Origin of the sequence: Pedobacter ginsengisoli (genome assembly GCF_030244015.1) — a bacterium.
In the GTDB taxonomy this organism is placed as follows: domain Bacteria; phylum Bacteroidota; class Bacteroidia; order Sphingobacteriales; family Sphingobacteriaceae; genus Pedobacter; species Pedobacter ginsengisoli.
This window is the reverse complement of record NZ_JASSYX010000001.1, coordinates 278,507-299,664: the sequence shown is the minus strand read 5'-3', so window position 1 is coordinate 299,664 and position 21,158 is coordinate 278,507. Positions and strand designations below refer to the sequence as shown.

Genomic DNA, 21,158 nt, shown 5'->3' with positions numbered 1-21,158 from the left:
AGATGAAAAAATTTCATGGAACGGGCGTGGCGTTAGTTACGCCTTTTAACGCAGATGGATCAGTAGATTATGAAGGGCTAAAAAACCTGATTAATTACCTGATAGACGGCAAGGTAGAATATTTGGTGTCTCTCGGCACCACTGGTGAAGCTTCAACACTCAATAAGGACGAAAAGAAAAAGATCTGGGAATTTACTGCGGAAATCAACAACGGCCGTCTACCTCTGATTGCCGGCATTGGCGGCAATGACACCAGGGAGACCGCAAACAGTATTAAAACGTTTGAAACAAATGGTTATGATGCGATTTTATCTGCCAGCCCCTACTATAACAAGCCTACTCAGGAAGGTATATATCAACATTATAAAGCAATAAGCGAAAGCAGTGCGCTGCCGGTTTTTTTGTATAATGTACCAGGACGTACAGCAAGCAATGTAAGTCCTGAAACTACCTGCAGACTGGCTGTTGATTTTAAAAATATAATTGGCACTAAGGAGGCTTCCGGTAATTTTGATCAGTTTAATCAAATCATGAGAGATAAGCCAGAGGGTTTCCTTTTAATCTCCGGGGACGACCCCGTTGCTTTACCGATGATTTCACTCGGTGCAGTTGGTGTAATCTCTGTTATTGGAAATGCCTTACCTGGACAACTTTCTGACATGATAAGGTTGTGTTTGAACGGCGATTTCAAAGCCGCTTTGCCATTACATTTAAGCCTTGTTGAATTTACACGGTTAATGTTTAATGAGGGCAATCCTGCAGGTGTAAAAGCTGCATTAAAACACTTTGGAGTCTGCGATGACAATGTGAGATTACCTTTGGTGCCAGTTTCATCAGATCTTCGAAAAGCGATAATAATTCAATCTAAAAAAATAGCGTCATAAAAAAGGCGTCCCATAATCGGGGCGCCTTTTTTATCAAAACAAAAAATAAAAATTATTTTAACCTTTATTTTTTGTTTCCTGAACCTCCAGACGAATTGCTTGAGCTAAATTTTTAAGGTCTTGCATGCCTTTACGTACACGTGTTCCTGCAGCGCTGTTGGCTTTGTTGTAAAATTTATCAGCGTCAGCTTCTAAAGATGCAACAAGTTCTTTTACTTCATTAAATTTTTTCATCGTTAATTTACTCCTTTTAGGTTTTTAAGGTTTTGATTAATACTCCATTACTAAAGTAAGATGTTTATTTTAATAATGAAACTTTTAGAATAAGAAATAGATGCCCTAAATCCTGTTTTTTTCCACATAATGGCGGTTTATAAACAATTTATTTGAGGCTTTAACGCGCATGCCGCTGATAATTAAACCATTACAAAAAATAAGGCATATAAAAAGCCCCTCAATTACGCGTTGAGGGGCTTTTACCATTTTATCTTTAATCAGCTACAAACTGATTATCTCTATAATATCCATTTTGCAACTTATCAGAAACTTCACTAAAGGCATCCAGCGTGCGCTGTACATCGTCCAGGGAATGAGCAGCAGTTGGTATCAGCCTCAGCTCAATTAATCCTTTAGGGATGACAGGATAGACAACTATTGAGCAAAATATGCTATAGTTCTCACGGAGGTCCATAGTTAAAGCTGTAGCCTCCAGCAACTCACCTTTTAAAAACACCGGAGTTACCATAGTATCTGTAACCCCCAGATCAAATCCCCGTTCTCTCAGTCCATTCTGAAGGGTAGTGGCAATCTTCCACAATCTTTCTCTGAGCTCCGGATTATTTTTTAGCAGATCAAGGCGTTTTAATAATCCAATAACCATAGGCATAGGCAAAGCTTTGGCAAATGTTTGTGAGCGCATATTATACCTGAAAAAATTGGTAATCTCCTCCGAAGACGCTACAAAAGCCCCTATGCCGGCCATTGATTTTGCAAACGTACCAAAATACACATCAACTCCGTCTATACAGTTTTGCGCTTCATGGGTACCGGCACCTGTCGGCCCCATTGTGCCAAATCCATGCGCGTCATCAATTAGTAGCCGGAAGTTGAATTCCTTTTTTAAATCAACTAATTCTTTTAATTTACCCTGCGCACCGGACATGCCAAACACACCTTCAGTAATAACCAGAATTCCCCCGCCACTTTGTTCAACCAGTTTAGTAGCCCTCTCTAATTGCTTTTTTGCACTTTCAATATCATTGTGTTTGTAGACAAAACGTTTACCCATGTGTAAACGCAGGCCATCAATTATACATGCATGCGACTCACCATCATAAACAATCACATCATTCCTGTCGACCAGGCTATCTATAATGGAGACCATGCCCTGATATCCATAATTTAACAGAAACGCATCGGGCTTACCCACAAAAGCTGCCAGCTGCTGTTCCAGTTGCTCATGATATTTAGAATTTCCGGACATCATCCTGGCGCCCATAGGATAAGCCATTCCAAAATCTGCTGCACCTTGTTCGTCCGCTTTTCTAACTTCAGGATGATTTGCCAATCCAAGGTAATTGTTTAAACTCCATACCAAATGTTCTTTACCCCGAAAATTCATATGAGGCGCAATATCACCTTCTAATTTAGGAAATGAAAAATATCCGTGAGACCATTTCTGATGTTGCCCGATTGGGCCCATATGCTTCGCTATCTTTTCAAAAATATCCAATGTTATATGTATTTAGTTCTTTTATTTTTTTTGCAAATTTAGGTTTTATAGAACGGATAAACAATTCTTGTCAATTGTCTCTTCTACAGAAAGTTCAATAAGATAAATAAAACTAAGGCCTTAGCAAAAAATTGCTAAGGCCTTAGTTTTATTCTGATTTGAGATTAGTCGACATTATCATGCAAAAAAGAATTATTCGGTTTGATCTCTGTAGATCCGTCTTCATCGTTGCTCAAAGTAAACCTTGATACCTGGGACTCGGAAGAATGCTGAACCTGCTGCAATTGCATTTGCTTACGTTTGTAGGCCGGTTCATTTTCCAGTTCCTGCAGGCCATTACTTGTTCTTAATTTCATGCTAAGGTCCTTTAACCTTAAAATTCTTTCCTTCGACTTTTTAAGCTGATCTTCTATCGAATCGTCACTTTTATCGTCATCTGCACCAGGTTCGATGGTCTCTTCTGCCAGGGGTTCTGCATCATTATTAAAAACCTCCGCTGGTGTTTCAAATACAAAATCAGTTTCAGCAACCTTAATTTCAAATTCAAATCCAGTTTCCTGTTTATTTTCCTGAACAGGAGCTTCCTCTTCTATCAGCGTATGTCTGATCACAGAATTTTCGGGTTCCTGGCCGGATTTATTCCTATTTCCATTAAAAAGATCACCAAAAAGGTCTGATTGTTTGGTTTCCTCTTTAGCTTTTAAAACAGGCTCAAGAGCTACTTCGGGCTTTTGTTCAATAAATGAATTAACAGCCTCAACAGGTCTTATTAAAGGGGCTTCTTCAGGCGTAAGCAGGGATATTTTCTTTACATTTTTCTTATCCTCTTCACGTTGCTCCTTAGTTTGAAATCCGGTAGCAATAATGGTAACAGACAATTTATCACCAAGATTTTCATCAATACAGTTACCCCAGATCAAATCAGCAGATAATCCAGCTTTGTCCTGGATATAATCAGTGATAATGGTGACCTCGTCCATCGTAACTTCCCGCAGTCCGGAGCTGATATTCAACAGGATGTATCGTGCGCCTTCAATTTCATTGTCTTTTAACAAAGGTGAGGCCAAGGCCCCTTCAACAGCATTTAAAGCTCTGCTTTCACCCTCACATGCAAAGCTGCCCATGATGGAAACTCCGCTTTCTTTCATCACTGTACGCACATCTTTAAAATCAACATTGATGTAGCCAGGTACAGTTATGATTTCTGCTATTCCTTTAGCAGCAGTGGTCAATATATCATCTGCCTGCGCAAATGCCGAGCCCAAAGTCAGGTTACCAAAGATCTCACGCAACCTGTCATTAGAAATGACAAGATAGGAATCTACATATTTTTTTAGCTCCTCCAGACCATCATTTGCCTGCATCTTACGTCTTTTACCCTCAAAGGCAAAAGGCGTTGTGATTATAGCAACAGTAAGTATATCAAGTTCTTTAGCAGCTTTAGCAATAATCGGGCTCGCACCTGTTCCGGTACCACCGCCCATTCCGGCCGTGATGAACAACATCTTAGTAGTGCTGCCCAGCATCTGTTTAATATCGTCAATATTCTCGATCGCCGAATTCTTGCCCACTTCTGGAATTGATCCCGCACCCATTCCTTCAGTCAAACTGGCTCCAAGCTGCACCTTATTAGGTATTGGACTTGATTCCAGTGCCTGAGCATCCGTATTACAAATGATAAAATCAACACCTGTAATCCCCTGACGGTACATATGGTTCACCGCATTACCGCCACCGCCACCAACACCAATTACCTTGATGATTGATGACTTATCTTTTAACATTTCGAACTGCATATCTTTATGAATCAGTTATTTAAAAATTCGTTTTACCTGTTCATCTCTCTATGTAATATTAAGGATTTTTAACAGGCGTTTTCCACAAATGTTAATAATGTGGAAAAATCATAGTTTGTTGAAAAATATTAAGGTTTTATATAATCCTCATCACTTACATTCATGTCATCCTTGATAAAATCCTTGGTTTTAGCCAGGAGCTTATCAAACAGCCCCCCGCCTGACCGTTTCGATTTTTCTTTATCTTTAGGCCGTTCTACAAAAACGCCTGGCTGTTTCATCTCTTCAAGCAATTCCTCCGCTTTCTGGATTCCCTTGATCAGCAGGCCGACACTTGTTGCATACATCGGACTTTTCAGGTCGTCGTAAACTGTTTTAGGCATTTCATCATATTTAGATAAATGCTCATTCGGATATCCTACCCGGCAGTCCAGCCCTGTTACATATTCTACCAATTGAGAGAGGTGTTTTAACAGCGCACCACCTCCGGTGATCACTACACCGCCAATCAATTTCTTCTCATATCCTGAGGATTTGATCTCATAATATACGTGCTCAATGATTTCTTCCATACGGGCCTGGATCACATAAGCAAGGTTTTTTACCGAGATCTCCTTAGGTTCACGACCTCTTAAACCAGGCACACAAATGATTTCATTTTCTTTGTTCTCTTCAGCAAGCGCAGATCCAAACCGGGTCTTCAGCAGCTCCGCCTGATTTCTCATTACCGAACAGCCTTCCCTGATGTCCTCGGTAACACTATTTCCACCAAAAGGAATTACCGCAGTATGGCGAATGATTCCCTCATGAAATATTGCAATATCTGTTGTACCACCCCCTATGTCAACCAAAGCTACCCCAGCTTCTTTTTCTTCGTCACTCAACACCGATTCAGAAGAAGCTAAAGGTTCAAGTATCAGTTCCTGAGTTTGCAACCCGGCATTGGTTACACATCTCATGATATTTTTAACAGCTGTCACCTGACCTGAAATGATATGGAAATTGGCTTCTAAACGGACGCCCGCCATGCCTATAGGATCTTTAATCCCCGGCTCATTGTCAATTGTAAACTCCTGCGGCAAAACATGGATGATCTCTTCACCGGGGGGCATAACCAGTTTAAACATATCATCTATTAATTTGTCAATATCTTTCTTGCCAATCTCATTATTTAATTCTCTTCTGGTCAGAATGCCTCTATGCTGCAAGCTTTTGATATGCTGTCCGGCAATCCCTACATTAACAACGCGGATTTCAACGTTGGATTGCCCGCTTGCAAGTTCTACTGCCTGTGAGATTCCCTGAACTGTTTTTTGAATGTTGGATACTACGCCTCTTGTTACACCAGCAGATTCAGCCTTACCAATGCCCAATACTTCTATTTTCCCATGCTGTGTTCTGCGGCCCACAATCACACAAATTTTGGTGGTACCAATGTCCAATCCTACAACTATTGGAGACTGAGTGGTTAATTTTTCTTTGCCCATGATTATATTGATTTGTTGAGTTTATTACTATTTGTTTTTCCAGATATGTGGTTAGCCACAGAATCCTGTCCTATTTCCCTTGCCTCATCATCGTTGTCCTTTACAGGGATCTCTTTGTCAACGCCTGAAGACAGCGTATCTGTCCTGGCTTTCTCGCAGACAATTTGATTGGTATACTTGATATTTATTGTTTTGTAAGTGTTCCATCCAACCTTAGGCATAGTTTGTTTATAAAAAGCCAGCAGATTCCTCATCTTAACATCAAGCGAGTCAGCAGTACCTAATATGATCCGCTGATTCCCTACCCTGGGGATCAGTTCTATATCATTCTTGTCATTTACAAAAATCTGTTCTATCTGCGCTTCCCACAATGTGTCCTGTTTGATATAAAGTGCAGCCTTATACAGGTCTTTCGCAGTTGCAGTTATCAATGTATCTACTTTGCCACTAAAATGTTCCAGTATCTTACCATTAGCCGCCAGGACATTTGCAGTAAAATTGGACGATACAGGCATTTTCAAACCGTTCATATCGATATAGAAATCCTGATCATTTGCATTGACGACCCTTAAAACTGGTTGTCGCTGTTGAATTTCAATATGAACCGTTCCGTCCATATCCGCATAAACCTTGGCAAAAGCAATAAAAGGATTGCTTTTAATCGTTCTTTCTATTTTCTCAAAGTTGATGTCATTTAAACGCCGGCCTATCAGTGATCCCTGTCCCTGCTTTAAAATGGCATCAATTTCTTCTCTTTCTATAAAATTATCAGCCCCTGGAATGAGTACTTTAATGTCATTACACAAAATATCTTTCTTTTTGATACCTATGAAACTCATGAGCGCAACAAGACCAGCCAGGCAGACTACCCAGCCAAAACATTTAAATACCAGTTTCCAATTAATCCTTTTAAGCATCTGTCAACAAAGTTTTAAGTGGTTGTATCAATGTATCAATATCTCCCGCGCCCACGGTTAAAAGTAAAGCGGGTTTGTTCATCTGTATCTTTTTAAGCGCTGCCTCTTTTTCAAAAATCTGCTTCTCTTTCAATCTGATCTTATCCAGCAGGAATTGAGCATCGATACCAGGAAGTGGCAATTCCCGGGCGGGGTAAACTTCCAATAGCATCAGTTCATCCACTGTACCCAATACTGCGGCAAATTCATCTGCAAAATCCTTTGTTCTCGAGAATAAATGTGGTTGAAAAATCACGGTTAGCTTCCTGTTCGGATACAGCTGCCTCACCGCATGAAAACATGCTTCCAGTTCTTTAGGGTGATGCGCATAATCATCAATATATATATGCTGATCAGTTTTTACAATATATTCAAATCTTCTTTTAACTCCTTTAAAATTAGAGATAGCTCGTTTTATTTTATCACTGGCTATCCCTATTTCAAGGGCGACAGCAATAGCTGCCACTGTATTTTCCACGTTATGTCTTCCCGGCAACATCAACTGTATGCCCTCAATATTGACTTTATGATCAGTATAATCAAATAAGAAATTTGACCCTTCAATTCTTATATTATCACCCCTAACCGGCGAATTACCTCCTGCGCTATAACTTATACCATCAATAGGCAAGCCATTTTTAACGAACAATGCACCACCGGCCTTTAATTGCGACGCAAACAAACAGAACGATTCACTGAGCTGGGCAGCATCACCATAAATATCCAAATGATCCGCATCCATTGACGTAATCACAGTGATATCCGGGTGCAAAGTCAAAAAAGAACGATCGTATTCATCAGCTTCAACTACAACCACATCATTATTACCAATCAAAAAATTAGTATTATAATTAGTGGCTATTCCGCCTAAAAACGCGGTACATCCATATCCGGTGTCCGTCAGGATATGCGCAATAATACTTGAAGTTGTAGTTTTCCCATGTGTTCCGGCTACTGCGATACAGAACTGTCCTTTACTGATAATACCCAGAACTTCAGACCGCTTCCGCATTTTCAGTCCATTTTCTCTAAAATACCTTATAATTTCAGAATTTTTAGGAATAGCAGGAGTATAAACAATCAGATTCTTGTTACTGTCAATCAGAAAATCAGCGGGTATTGCCCCCTTGTCATCGTCATAAGTAACTGAAACCCCCTCCTCTTCCAGAGCCATTGTCAGATGCGTACGTGTTTTATCATAGCCGAAAACTTTGCACCCCCTGCTCATGAAATAACGGGCGACCGCACTCATACCAATCCCACCTATTCCAATAAAATAAACCCTTTGAATGTTTTTCAGTTCCATTATTACCTGCCCTCCTTCCTGGTTAAATTCAAAACCTGTTTTGCAATAATGTTGTCTGCATCCGGAAGGGCCATTTTGCCAATATTCTCAGAAAGCATTTTGCTCCTATTCTCGTCTTTTAACAGATTCAGAGCCTCTACAATAAGCGCATCTTCCGCAGAACGGTCCGAAATTAAAACTGCCGCGTTGTTTTTAACTAAAGCCAGCGCATTCTTGGTTTGATGATCTTCCGCTACATTTGGAGAAGGAACCAAAATAACCGGCTTTTTAATGATACAAAGTTCAGCGATTGTCCCGGCACCTGCCCTTGAAATGATCACGTCCGCAGCAGCATATGCCATGTCCATTTTATTCAAAAATTCCAGAATACGAACATTTGGATGAAAATTCGGGCCCAGTCTTTCGATAATTCCTTTATAATAATATTTCCCTGTCTGCCATACCAGCTGCACATCCTCTCTGATCAATTTGGAAATATGTTTTTCGACGCTTTTATTTAATGTCCCCGCACCCAGACTTCCGCCAGTAACCAAGATTGTTTTTTTAAGCGGATCAAGCTTAAGCAGCTCCGCTCCGGCATGATGCTTATTAAAGATGTCAACAACATCCTTTCTTACAGGGTTTCCCGTTTTCAGCAAAGTAGCCGATGGAAAAAACTGATCCATTCCATCAAAAGCAACGCAAACCTTCGCTGCTTTTTTGCCCAACCATTTATTAGTGATACCGGCATAAGAATTTTGTTCCTGTATCAAATAAGGAACGCCCTTTAACGATGCTGCAAACAACACCGGGGCAGAAGCATATCCACCCACGCCGACAACCACGTCAGGTCTGAAATCATCAATAAGCTGCATCGCCTTTCTAAGGCTTCCCAGCATTTTAAACGGCAGAGTCAGGTTTTTGGCGATAGACCCCCTCTGGATTCCGCTGATGTTTAAACCGACAATTTTATAGCCTGCAGCCGGAACTTTTTCCATTTCCATTCTGCCGGTTGCCCCAACAAATAAAATATCACATCCAGGCTCAATGCGTCTAAGCGCATTAGCAATGGATATAGCCGGAAATATATGTCCGCCTGTCCCTCCACCTGAAATTATAATCCTTGTTGGTTCCATTATTTTCTTAATTATGCCATTGCCGGTATCTCACCGATAATTATTTTTTTATTGCTGTCATGTTCTTCCACATCTCTGCTCACGCTCAATATGATTCCAAATGCTATACTCGTGAATAACAACGATGTCCCTCCCATACTTACCAGGGGCAGTGGAACACCTGTAACAGGGCCCAACCCGACCGCAACTGCCATGTTAGCAAAAGCCTGTATAGTGAGACTAAAGCTTAAACCCGCAGCCAGCAAAGCCCCAAAAGCTTTAGGAGCTTTAGTTACAATTTTTATACACCGGTAAAGCAATATCAGGTACAGCACCATTACAGTAATGCCCCCGATAGTACCATACTCTTCGATGATCATTGCAAAAACAAAATCTGAATATGGATGCGGCAGAAAATTCTTCTCTATGCTGTTGCCGGGTCCTTTACCGAAAAACCCACCGGAAGCCAAAGCAATTTTTGAGTGGTCAGACTGAAATGTTTTGTCAGAATTCTGCAGTTCAGGATGCAGGTATGTATTGATACGGGACTTGTACACTTCTCTTCTCGGGCCTAAAAAAGCCACAAACACTAACAATATAAATCCGCCGGCACATACCAGCAAAATCTGCTTGATACTGATCCTTCCGATGATCAGCAGCAGAATACTTACTCCGAACAGCATTAGTGCCGTAGATAGATTGGCCCATGCTATCAAAACAAACACAACACAAACCGAGCCCATTATCGGGACAAATGCTTCCTTTACATTCTTTATATTTTCCTGTTTCTTCGTGAGCATTCTAGCCAGAAAAGTAATCAAAGCCAGTTTAGCCAAATCTGAGGTTTGGAACGTCAAACCTATCACCGGTATTTTTACCCAGCGGGAAGCTTCATTTACGTTAGCCCCAAAAATGAGCGTATACACCAGCAAGGGAATGGTAATGAGCATTAATATTTTAGAGATCCCGGCATAATACCGGTAGTCCAGCAGGTGCGCAATGTATATCATTGCAATACCGATCAGCACAAAAATAACATGTTTAGTGAGCAATAACTTTTCCACGCCCACACCTCTTTTGAAGGCCAGTGTACTGGTGGAACTATACACGACCATAATAGAAATTATAGACAACAAAATAATGATCAGCCAGATCCAGCGATCACCTTTTGTCTTATCCAGAAGTGTATTAATTGCAATCATAAATTATAATTCTTTAACAGCCGCCTTAAACTGGTTGCCCCTGTCTTCGTAATTCTTAAATAAATCAAAACTTGCACAGGCAGGCGACAACAGTACTGTGTCCCCTTTTTTTGCAAGGTGATAGGCCACCTGTACAGCTTCATGTGCTGAAAATGTATTGACAATAATTTCTACATCGTCTTCAAATGCTTCATGAATTCGCTTATTGTCTTTTCCCAGGCATATAATGGCCTTGACCTTCTGATGAACCATATCTTTCAACATACTATAATCATTACCTTTATCAACGCCGCCCATAATCAGGATCACATCGGTCCCGACACTTTCCAGAGCATACCATGTAGAATTTACATTTGTAGCCTTCGAATCATTGATATAGTCTACACCAGAAATTTTGGCAACATGTTCCAGCCGGTGTTCAATATTTTTGAAATCGCCCATACTCTCCCGGATGGTAGTATTGCGGATGTCTAATACTTTAGCTACTATGCCAGAAGCCATAGAGTTGTAAATATTATGCTTACCCTGTAGGGCTAACTCTGTTATGGACATGGTCAATTGATCGTTAAGGTTTATATTTATATGTATGTTGTTGTTCTCCAGATATGCTCCATTTTCAATCTTTCTTCTGATGGAGAATGGATATTTCTTCGACTTTATCTGATCATGATTCAGAACTTTCAATGTTTCCTCATCGTCTGCGCAGAAAATGAAAGTATCTTCCGCAGTTTGATTCCTGGTTACCCGCATTTTTGATGCAGCATAATTGTCAATTTTATAGTCATACCTGTCTAAGTGATCAGGTGTGATGTTTAGCAGAACAGCAATATTTGCTCTGAAATCAAACATATCATCCAGCATAAAACTCGACAGTTCCAGCACAAACCAATCAAATTCTTCAGCCGCCACTAAAGCCGCGAAGCTATTTCCAATATTACCGGCAAGCCCTACCTTTAATCCCGCGCGATTCAAAATATGATAAGTCAGCATTGTAGTTGTCGTCTTGCCGTTTGACCCCGTTATGCAGATGGTTTTAGCATTTGTATACCTCTTAGCAAACTCGATTTCCGATATAACAGGAATGCCTTTTCTCTTTATTTCTTTAACTATTCCTGCCGTATCAGGGATACCCGGACTTTTAATCACTTCCGCCGCGTCTAAAATCCGGTCCTGTGTATGTTGGTTCTCTTCAAACAGGATCTTCAATTCCTTTAAACTTTCTTTATACTGATTGCCTATAGTTCCGAAGTCCGACACAAAGACATCAAACCCCTTCTTCTGAGCTAAAATCGCTGCTCCTACACCGCTTTCACCGGCACCTAAAACCACTATTTTTTGCCGCTCCATTATCTTAGTTTTAAAGTGACGATAGTGATAATAGCCAGCAATATCCCTATGATCCAAAACCGTGTTACGATCTTAGCCTCGTGATACCCTTTTTTCTGATAGTGGTGATGTAGCGGTGCCATCAGGAAAACCCTGCGTCCCTCCCCGTATTTCCTTTTGGTATATTTAAACCATCCTACCTGCAGCATAACGGAGATGTTCTCGATCAGAAATACCCCGCAGAGTACCGGGATCAGCAGCTCTTTGCGGATCATGATCGCAAAAGCGGCTATAACCCCACCTATTGCAAGACTTCCGGTATCGCCCATAAACACCTGTGCAGGGTAAGAGTTGTACCATAGAAATCCAACACATGCACCTACAAATGCCCCCGCAAATATCATCAGCTCCCCCGAATTGGGTATATACATGATATTCAGGTAATCAGCGATGACAGTATTACCGGATACATAAGCCAGTAAACCCAGTGTAACCCCAATTATGGCAGAAGTACCCGTCGCCAGACCATCTATTCCATCGGTAATATTAGCCCCATTAGAAACAGCGGTCACAATGATGATCACAACCAGTAAGAAAACAAAAACCGCATACTTCTCATATCCGGGACCTAAAAACTTAAGAACCTTAGCGTAGTCAAACTCATTATTTTTATAAAAAGGCACATTGGTCAACGTGGATTTTACATCCTGGGTATAATAAAAATGTTCTCCCTTCTGCCTCAACACCATAGGCGCCTTAGCTGTTAAAATGCCAGCATCGTCGACAGTTTGCCGGACTACGATATTTGGATTGAAATACATGGTCCAGCCGATAATTACAGCAAGCCCAACCTGGCCAACAATCTTGAACCTGCCGGCCAGACCTTCTTTATTTTTTCTGAATACCTTAATGTAATCGTCTACAAAACCAATTACACCCATCCATATCGTTGTCACGATCATGAGTATGACATAAATATTTGAAAGATTGGCCAATAATAAGGTCGGGACTAAAATTCCGAGCAAAATCATGATCCCACCCATAGTTGGAGTACCCTGCTTCTGCATTTGCCCTTCAAGGCCAAGATTCCTTACCGTTTCCCCAACCTGCATTTTCTGCAGGTAATTGATAATTCTTCGTCCGTAAACCGTCGTGATGATCAAAGAGATGATAACAGCTAAAGAGGTACGGAAAGTGATGTATTGAAATACTCCCAGTCCCGGAAAATCGTAATGGCGATTCAGATATTCAAATAAATAATACAACATTAGCTGATTAGGTTAAATTGTTCGGTTAATATCTCTTTATCGTCAAAATGGTTTCTAACTCCATTGATTTCCTGGTATTTTTCATGACCTTTTCCCGCAAGGAGAATAATGTCTCCCGGTTTGGCCAGAAGACAAGCAGTTTTAATGGCCTCTTTTCTGTCCAGTATGACTAAGGTCTTACGCCTGTTTGTAGGTGAAACGCCAGCTTCCATATCATTCACAATTACCTGCGGATCTTCTGTTCTTGGATTGTCAGATGTCAGGATAACTTTATCACTCCAGTCACAGGCCACCTGCGCCATGACCGGTCTTTTACTTTTATCCCTGTCACCCCCGCAGCCAATTACAGTAATCACCTGCTCATTTCCCTTTCTTATATTTTGAATGGTGCTCAGGACATTCTGTACAGCATCAGGGGTATGTGCGTAATCCACTATCCCTATGATTTTCTGAGGCGACAGGATATAGTCAAATCTTCCCTCCGCACCGTCAAGGTTACTTAATATGGTCAACACATCAAGCGGATCCTGTTCGAGCAGCATTGCCGTACCATAAACAGCAAGCAAATTATAAGCGTTAAAAGAACCGACCAGCTTAAAGAAAACATCAGCACCGTTAACATCCAGATGCAATCCTCTAAAACTATTTTCGATAATCCTGGCCTTGAAATCAGCCAGTTGCTTCAAGGCATAGGTTTTCTTTGATGCCCTGGTATTTTGCAGCATCACCATGCCATTTTTATCGTCGGTATTCGTTAGCGCAAACGCTGATTTCGGCAACGAATCAAAAAATTGCTTCTTAGCCTTAAGGTAATTGTCAAAAGTTAAATGAAAATCTAAATGGTCGTGGGTTATATTGGAAAACACGCCTCCTGAAAAAGTCAGGCCCGCAATCCTGTGCTGAACTATTGCGTGGGAGCTGACCTCCATAAAGCAATAACTGCAGCCGGCATCCACCATGTCTTTCAAAAGCTTATTCAAAGCTATCGGATTGGGCGTAGTGTGTGTAGCCGGAATAACCTGCTCATTAATGTGATTCTGCACCGTAGATATTAACCCGCTCTTAAACCCTAATCCACGAAAAAGCTTAAACAATAAAGTAGCAATAGTAGTCTTACCGTTTGTCCCGGTAATTCCAATTAACTTTAATTTCGAAGCCGGATTTTCACAAAAATTAGCAGCCATGATCCCCAGGGCGACAGCGCTGTCTGCAACAGCAATATAAGTAACTGATGCCTTGAGCTCCCGAGGGACTTGCTCACAAATTACGACAGATGCTCCTTTTTCAATGGTTGAAGAAATGTAATCATGCCCATCAGACAAAGTTCCCCTGATGGCAAAGAAAACATCGCCTTCCCGTACCTGGCGGGAATCGAAAACCAATTCACTGACTTCCCTGTTGGTTGTACCAATGAGGTTGGTTATTGCTATTCCATATAATAATTCCTGCAGCTGCATCTTATTGTAATTCTATTTGCACTAACAATCCCCTTCCAATTTTACTGCCGGCCAGTATAGACTGCCCCATCACTTTTCCGCTTCCTTTTACCCTTGTCTTTAAACCGGCATTTCCAAGAAGATATAGTGCATCTTTAAGTCCCATTCCCTTAACATTAGGCATGACACCTTTCAACATGCTCAGGTCTTCGTATACTACTCCGTTATTGGTATCAACAGCATTAAAATAATCTGATTTGGCAGCATAAAGTGTTTTAATCCCAAACGCATTATACACTTTTTTCACAGCCTTACTTTGTCCGGCCTTCGCCTCCGGATTTTGGGTGTTCCCAACCAGATGTTCTTCAACAGCATTGTACATTTGAGCATCTCTCGCGTAAATGCGGTCTGCAATCTCTCTAAAAGGCGGGCCTGCAACTGCAGCTGCGTAATATGCACCCTTCGGTTCATTGATCACCACAATCAGTGAATACTTTGGATTATCGGCCGGAAAATAACCACAAAAAGAACTCTGGTATTGCTTTTTAGCATAGCCTTTGTTGTCATCAGCAACTTGGGCAGTACCAGTCTTACCGGCAATCTTATAAAACTTTGATGCCAGACTTTTGCCTGTTCCTTCAGTGAATACACCCTCCAGCATTGCTCTTAACTTTCCTAAAGTTGCATCTGAACAGATCTTCTCGTTAATGACCCGGGCCTTAAACTGTTCAATAGGGTTCCCGAGTTTTCTGATCTCTTTTACGAAGATGGGTGCGACATATTTTCCATTGTTGGCGACTGCGTTGTAAAACGAAAGCATTTTCAACGGAGTCAGTTGCATTTCGTAGCCATAAGCCATTTGAGCTAGCGTCATATTCTTATTCCAGCTTTTGTTGTTTGGATTTTTCACAACCGGCTGGGCCTCACCAGGAATTTGCAGACCTAGTTTTTCGTTCAAATGCCATCTATATAAATGGTCTGTAAAGGCGGATTGATCATTTCTATAATGTGTGTTGACCATTTGCGCTATGGCCGCATTGGAAGATTCGGTAAATGCCTTCTTTACCGTGACTACACCGATACTTCCATGCGAATCCTTGATCAGCTTGCCAGGAACCTGATAGTTACCGGTTCCGATCATCGAGTTTGTATCCACCTTTTCATCTTCGAGCAAAGCCATATAGGATGCCAGTTTAAAGGTCGATCCCGGATCCTGATTTCCGGCAATCGCATAGTTAAAAGTTTCCTTGTACTCTCCCTTAGCTACCCTGGTATAATTTGCAATTGCCCTGATTTCGCCGGTCGCCACTTCCATCAGAATAACGGCACCATGATGTGCATCACTAAGTTTTAACTGTTTTTCCAGCGCATTCTGCGCCAGGTCCTGCATGTTAATATCTATCGTAGAAATGATATCTGCCCCTTCTTTCGGGGCAATTTCGGCTTCGTCATTAACCGGCATCCAGACGCCTCCGGATATCCTTTGCACAAGCCTTTTTCCGCTTTCTCCGTTAATATACTCACCAAATGCACCCTCCAGGCCTACACCATTGCTTACATTTTCATTTTTATATCCTATTGTTCTTGCCGCAAGGTATTTAAACGGCAAAATCCGCTTATTCTGCTGAACAGCGATCAAACCGCCCGTATATTTTCCCACGTTAAAAAGCGGGAATGTCCGGATCGTCTTTAACTCCTGATAACCAACCTTTCTTCTAATTAATAAATAACGGGCACTGTCCCTCCTCGCAGCCCTCAGATATCGGGAATATTCTTTTGCAGACTTATCCTTAAAAAACCTGGAAAGACTAAATGCCAAAGAATCAACCTTACTGTCAAACAACTCCTTATCACTTATACCCCCAGCGTAGGTATCCATCCGCAGTTCATACTCAGGTATCGAAGTAGCGAGCAAACTTCCGTCCACAGAATAGATATTCCCCCTGGCAGCTTCCACAGAGACATACTTTGTAGAGAGACTATCGGCCATGGCACGCCATTTCTGTCCCTCTACAAATTGTACGTCACAAAGCCTGACCAGTACTGCCACGGCAAACAGCACGATCAGCCCAAAAGACAAATAAACACGCAATAATATGTTTGCTCTGATACTCATTATTGGTTGTTGTTAACTAGTATTTTTTTTGGCGGCTCAGTCAATTCTTTAATTCCCAGGGTGTCTACTTTTTTAGCAACCTCAGTAAGCTTGCTTTTAAACATCAGATCAGCCTTAAGCGACTTATATTCCCAGCTCAATTCCTTAACTTCCTTATTTAACTGATCGATCTTTCTGATATTTTTAATGGCCATGTGACTGTTGGCGATATACAGCATACACAACATGGATAAAAATATGATGTAGGGAAGCATCTGAGTAGCATACTCCTTGCTTACGACCCCTTCAGTAAACAGCTTCTTAAAGAATAAATTTTCACTTTCCGGTGTACTTTTCTTCACCTTCAGTTCAATTTCCTCTTCCATTTCAGGCTCATCATCAATATGTTCTCTGAACCGGTTATTCATATCTTTTCCCCAATTCTTAATTTTGCACTTCTTGCCCTGCTGTTGCGTTCCAGTTCGGCAGCATCTGCCGTCACCGCTTTTCTGGTGATGACTTTAAATGGCTTTTGCTCATTTCCAAAAAAATCCTTTTCCACTTCCCCTCTGAATTTGCCTTTAGCCAAAAAATTCTTTACAGGCCTGTCCTCTAAAGAATGATAAGACATGACCACCAAACGGCCGCCGCTTTTCAATACATCCGCAGTTTGCACTAAAAAATCTTCCAGCATTTTAATCTCGGCGTTCACTTCGATCCTTAATGCCTGAAACACCTGTGCCATATATTTATGCTCTTTACCTTTTGGAATGTGCGCAGCCGCAACCTTTTTGAAATCGGAAAGTGTCAGGATAGGCTGATCAACGCGACCAGAGACAATGGACCTGGCCAGCGATTTAGCATTTTTTACCTCCCCGTATATCCCAAAGATCCTGTGAAGCTGATCCTCCGAATAGGTATTCAGTACATCAGCTGCAGTTAATGAACCCTGCTTGTCCATACGCATATCCAGAGCAGATTCGAATCTTGTTGAAAATCCCCTTTCAGGCTCATTAAACTGATGCGAAGAAACACCCAGATCAGCCAAAATGCCATCAACAGACCTATAACCCAGCAGACGAAGATTATTCTTAAGAAAGGCGAAATTCTGATCTACAAAATGGAAACGCGGATCGTCTATCTTATTCCTCTGGGCATCGGGATCCTGATCAAAAGCAATCAGCACACCATCTTTGCCTAAATTTTTAAGAATCTCTCTCGAATGTCCCCCGCCACCGAAAGTAACATCAACATAAACACCGTCAGGCTTCAGGTTTAGCCCATCGATGCACTCCTTTAACAAAACAGGAACATGATAGCTATTCTCCATCTTCCCTCCTGTTCTTACCACCCATAACTTCAGCCGCCAGCAGCGCAAAATCAGCAGGATCTTTATCAAATAAAGAATCGTATGCTTTTTTGGACCAAACCTCTATTTTATCGATCTGACAAGCCAATACCAGTTCGGCATTTATTTCGATACCGGCAGACTCCATTAAAGTTTTAGGTAAATTCACCCTGCCAGTGGCATCCAGGACCAATTCTGTAGCACCCCTGGTAAATAAACGGATAAATTCTCTTGTCTTCGGTTCGTACGGATTCAGCTTACTCAAATCCTCCACTATCTTTTCCCATACTTTTTTAGGGTAGATCACCAGGTGTTTCTCAAAACCGCGGTTAATCACAAGTCCCTCTTGCTCAACATTAGGCAATTGTCTTTTCAGACTCGAAGGCACCATCAGGCGTCCCTTCGCATCCAATTTACAATCAAACTCTCCTAACAATTGAACCATAATAATATGTGCACTTTTTATGTAGTGTAAAAATAGGTACTTCTACCACTTTTTACCACATCCTACCACAAAAAGTTTTCCACATATTAAAATGCTACCACTTTACCCCATTTTTGATTCAAAAACCCACTAAACCGCAGTGGGAGAAGGTGGTAAAAAAAACAGGCGTTTCGTAAAAAACGAAACGCCTGTCCTTAAAACTAATCAAATTGATTAATCATTTATTGCTTTGACACCAGGCAATTCTTTACCCTCCATGTACTCCAGTAACGCACCGCCACCTGTTGATACATAACTCACCTGATCTTCTAAATTGAACTTAGCGATTGCCGCAGCAGAATCACCACCGCCGATCAGGGAAAATGCCCCATTGTTTTGAGTAGCAGCCACTACAGCATCAGCTATAGCACGTGTTCCCTGCTCAAAATTAGCCATCTCAAACACGCCCATCGGTCCGTTCCACAACAAAGTTTTAGATTCTGCGACCACTTTAGAAAACAATTCTACCGTTTTCGGGCCGATATCAAGACCCATCCAGTCCGCCGGGATCTGACCAGCATCAACATTTCCTTTTTGTGCGTCATTATCAAACTTGTCAGCGATGACCGTATCCACAGGCAAAATTAAATTTACACCTTTCGCTTTAGCTTTTTCCATCAGCTCCAAACACAATTCCATCCTGTCAGCTTCCAGCAATGAAGTTCCGATTTCTCCTCCCTGAGCCTTGGCAAAAGTATAGGCCATACCACCACCAATGATCAGGTTATCCACTTTATCCAGCAGACTTTCAATCAGCAAAATTTTATCTGACACCTTGGCGCCGCCCATAATTGCAGTAAATGGTTTATCAGCCCCATGATTGACTTTCTCCGCATTTTTCAATTCCTCAGCCATCAGATAGCCAAAATATTTGTCCTTAGGAAAAAATTCAGCCACAATCGCGGTGGAAGCATGCGCCCTGTGCGCAGTACCAAAAGCATCGTTTACATAAACATTTCCAAGGGCAGCCAGTTTCTCAGCAAAATCCCTGTCCCCTTTTTCTTCTTCTTTGTAAAAGCGCAGGTTTTCAAGCAGAAGGACCTGTCCCGGGCTTAGATTTTTTGACTTTTCAACCGCCTCAGCCCCAATGCAGTCATCGGCAAACTTCACTTCCAGGTCAAGCATCCTTGACAAATCACCAAGAATGTGCCTCAAAGAGTATTTATCTTCAGGACCGCCTTTCGGCCTTCCCAAATGAGACATCAATATCACGCTTCCGCCATCATTAAGAATCTTATTAATTGTCGGCAGTGCTGCACGCATTCTTTTGTCATCAGTAATATTAAACTCTTTATCCAAAGGGACATTAAAGTCTACTCTGACTAAAGCCTTTTTATTGGCAAAATTGCATTGATCTATTGTTCTCATTCTTTAATTTTTGTTTTGTATCGATTGGTTTAAAATTACGGGCTCCAACCCTTGTTTGGTATCGTGCCAAATATAAGAACCATTAGCGGATGTCCATGCGGAAAAGCAAAATTTATCTAACCATTGCTTTTGATGATCTTCTCAACGACATCAACCAGACGGGCCGAATATCCGGATTCATTGTCATACCAGCCCACCACTTTTACCAGGTCGCCCACTATAGAAGTAAGCTGACTGTCAAAGATGCAGGAATGGGGATTATCCAAAATATCAACCGATACTATCGGATCCTCAGTATACTCCAGAATTTGGTTCATTTCCAGCTCTGACGCTCTTTTGAAAGCCTGATTGATTTTTTCTATGGTAGTTTCGGTTTTAAGAATACAGGTAAAATCCGTTAAGGATCCGTTCAGAACCGGAACCCTGATCCCAGCCCCGCCCAATTTACCATCCAAATGAGGAAATATATTGGTAATGGCTTTTGCCGCTCCTGTACTGGTTGGAATAATGGAGGCAGAAGCCGCCCTTGCTCTGCGCAAATCCTTATGGGGGGCATCGTGAAGGTTCTGGTCTCCCGTCATTGAATGTACCGTAGTGATATATCCGTCCAGGATGCCCCAATTGTCATCCAGTATTTTTACCATCGGCGCCACATTGTTTGTAGTACAGGATGCATTGGACAGCACTTGCGCTTTCAGGTCGACCTGCTCATCATTTACCCCAAGTACTACCATTTGTACATCCTTATCTCCGCACGGCGCAGACAGCAGTACCTGTTTTGCACCGGCTTGCAAGTGGAGCTCTGCTCCTGCCCTGCTTGCAAATTTACCCGTCGACTCCAGTACCAGGTCAACTTTCAATTCCTTCCAGGGCAGGTTTTCAGGATTAGGTTCAGCATAAACAAGAATCTTTTTGCCATTAATGACCAGACCGTCTTTTTCGGCACTGACCGTACCTTTGAAACCTCTGTGCACCGTATCATACTTAAAAAGGTGGGCCAAAGCGGCCGGATCACCCAGATCGTTTATGGCTATAATATTGATGTTTTTTTCAATAGCAGTACGCAAAAATATGCGTCCTATCCTTCCAAAACCATTAATTGCGATGTTCATTTTCCTTGTTTTGCTCTGGCTGCAAAAGTACCGATATTCTGAGTAGCAACGTTAATTTTACCTTGGGAAATGACATTTCTTAAAGTATTGTCCGGAACAGCTGTGCCCTTACCCCAAAACCTGCAGCGCACCCATACCTGACACGGAACTTAGCCGGGGTTGACAAGTTCGAGACCCTATCAACCCCGGGTGTGATGTGTATCGGATATGGGTGTGCTGCGTTTATGAGGTTAAGGCAGATACTACCTAGTGTTAATGCAGGTG

General features: G+C 41.7%; 18 protein-coding genes. 1 reads left to right on the top strand and 17 read right to left on the bottom strand.

What is annotated here, in order from left to right:
- Positions 1-2 precede the first annotated feature (2 nt).
- Positions 3-884: a 4-hydroxy-tetrahydrodipicolinate synthase gene (dapA, locus tag QEP08_RS01230; RefSeq protein ID WP_285054831.1), complete on the top strand. Its 882-nt coding sequence runs from the start codon at positions 3-5 to the stop codon at positions 882-884.
- A gap of 57 nt (positions 885-941) precedes the next feature.
- Here the strand turns inward: dapA and QEP08_RS01225 are convergent, their stop codons facing one another.
- From QEP08_RS01225 to gap, 17 genes are all read right to left on the bottom strand, one after another.
- Positions 942-1,118 carry a histone H1 gene (locus QEP08_RS01225; protein ID WP_285054827.1) on the bottom strand — a complete coding sequence of 59 codons (177 nt, stop codon included), beginning with the start codon at positions 1,116-1,118 and terminating at the stop codon, positions 942-944.
- Positions 1,119-1,374: 256 nt separating this feature from the next.
- Positions 1,375-2,616 (bottom strand): aminotransferase class I/II-fold pyridoxal phosphate-dependent enzyme, encoded by a 1,242-nt coding sequence (locus QEP08_RS01220; RefSeq protein ID WP_285054825.1) that lies wholly within the window; start codon positions 2,614-2,616, stop codon positions 1,375-1,377.
- Positions 2,617-2,780: 164 nt separating this feature from the next.
- Positions 2,781-4,412: a cell division protein FtsZ gene (gene ftsZ, locus QEP08_RS01215; RefSeq protein ID WP_285054823.1), complete on the bottom strand. Its 1,632-nt coding sequence runs from the start codon at positions 4,410-4,412 to the stop codon at positions 2,781-2,783.
- A 128-nt stretch (positions 4,413-4,540) separates the two neighbouring features.
- On the bottom strand, positions 4,541-5,899 hold the full coding sequence (ftsA, locus tag QEP08_RS01210; protein ID WP_285054820.1) for a cell division protein FtsA: 1,359 nt from the start codon (positions 5,897-5,899) through the stop codon (positions 4,541-4,543).
- 2 nt (positions 5,900-5,901) lie between these two features.
- The gene (locus QEP08_RS01205) at positions 5,902-6,816 is read right to left on the bottom strand and encodes a cell division protein FtsQ/DivIB (protein WP_285054818.1); all 915 of its coding nucleotides are present in this window, start codon (positions 6,814-6,816) and stop codon (positions 5,902-5,904) included.
- A complete protein-coding gene (murC, locus tag QEP08_RS01200) occupies positions 6,809-8,161 on the bottom strand; it encodes a UDP-N-acetylmuramate--L-alanine ligase (RefSeq protein WP_285054815.1) in 1,353 nt (450 codons plus the stop codon). Before murC ends, QEP08_RS01205 begins: the two co-directional genes overlap by 8 nt.
- 2 nt (positions 8,162-8,163) lie before the next feature.
- Positions 8,164-9,276, bottom strand: coding sequence for an undecaprenyldiphospho-muramoylpentapeptide beta-N-acetylglucosaminyltransferase (gene murG / locus QEP08_RS01195; RefSeq protein WP_285054813.1), 1,113 nt, complete (start codon positions 9,274-9,276; stop codon positions 8,164-8,166).
- Positions 9,277-9,287: 11 nt separating this feature from the next.
- Positions 9,288-10,457 (bottom strand): FtsW/RodA/SpoVE family cell cycle protein, encoded by a 1,170-nt coding sequence (locus tag QEP08_RS01190; RefSeq protein ID WP_285054810.1) that lies wholly within the window; start codon positions 10,455-10,457, stop codon positions 9,288-9,290.
- Positions 10,458-10,460: 3 nt separating this feature from the next.
- Positions 10,461-11,804, bottom strand: a complete 1,344-nt coding sequence (murD, locus tag QEP08_RS01185) for a UDP-N-acetylmuramoyl-L-alanine--D-glutamate ligase (protein WP_285054808.1) — start codon at positions 11,802-11,804, stop codon at positions 10,461-10,463.
- Positions 11,804-13,051 carry a phospho-N-acetylmuramoyl-pentapeptide-transferase gene (gene mraY, locus QEP08_RS01180; RefSeq protein WP_285054805.1) on the bottom strand — a complete coding sequence of 416 codons (1,248 nt, stop codon included), beginning with the start codon at positions 13,049-13,051 and terminating at the stop codon, positions 11,804-11,806. The genes murD and mraY overlap by 1 nt, the downstream gene beginning before the upstream one ends.
- Entirely contained in the window at positions 13,051-14,508 is a 1,458-nt protein-coding gene (locus QEP08_RS01175; protein WP_285054803.1) for a UDP-N-acetylmuramoyl-L-alanyl-D-glutamate--2,6-diaminopimelate ligase, read from the bottom strand. The genes mraY and QEP08_RS01175 overlap by 1 nt, the downstream gene beginning before the upstream one ends.
- A gap of 1 nt (position 14,509) precedes the next feature.
- Complete coding sequence (locus QEP08_RS01170) at positions 14,510-16,603, bottom strand: penicillin-binding protein (RefSeq protein WP_285054801.1); 2,094 nt, start codon at positions 16,601-16,603, stop codon at positions 14,510-14,512.
- Complete coding sequence (locus tag QEP08_RS01165) at positions 16,603-17,010, bottom strand: FtsL-like putative cell division protein (RefSeq protein WP_285054798.1); 408 nt, start codon at positions 17,008-17,010, stop codon at positions 16,603-16,605. The genes QEP08_RS01170 and QEP08_RS01165 overlap by 1 nt, the downstream gene beginning before the upstream one ends.
- Complete coding sequence (gene rsmH / locus QEP08_RS01160; protein WP_285054795.1) at positions 17,007-17,912, bottom strand: 16S rRNA (cytosine(1402)-N(4))-methyltransferase RsmH; 906 nt, start codon at positions 17,910-17,912, stop codon at positions 17,007-17,009. Before rsmH ends, QEP08_RS01165 begins: the two co-directional genes overlap by 4 nt.
- The gene (mraZ, locus tag QEP08_RS01155; RefSeq protein ID WP_285054793.1) at positions 17,902-18,375 is read right to left on the bottom strand and encodes a division/cell wall cluster transcriptional repressor MraZ; all 474 of its coding nucleotides are present in this window, start codon (positions 18,373-18,375) and stop codon (positions 17,902-17,904) included. Before mraZ ends, rsmH begins: the two co-directional genes overlap by 11 nt.
- 213 nt (positions 18,376-18,588) lie before the next feature.
- Entirely contained in the window at positions 18,589-19,782 is a 1,194-nt protein-coding gene (locus QEP08_RS01150; RefSeq protein ID WP_285054791.1) for a phosphoglycerate kinase, read from the bottom strand.
- Between the two features lie 116 nt (positions 19,783-19,898).
- Positions 19,899-20,894: a type I glyceraldehyde-3-phosphate dehydrogenase gene (gene gap, locus QEP08_RS01145; protein ID WP_285054788.1), complete on the bottom strand. Its 996-nt coding sequence runs from the start codon at positions 20,892-20,894 to the stop codon at positions 19,899-19,901.
- Positions 20,895-21,158: the final 264 nt, after the last annotated feature.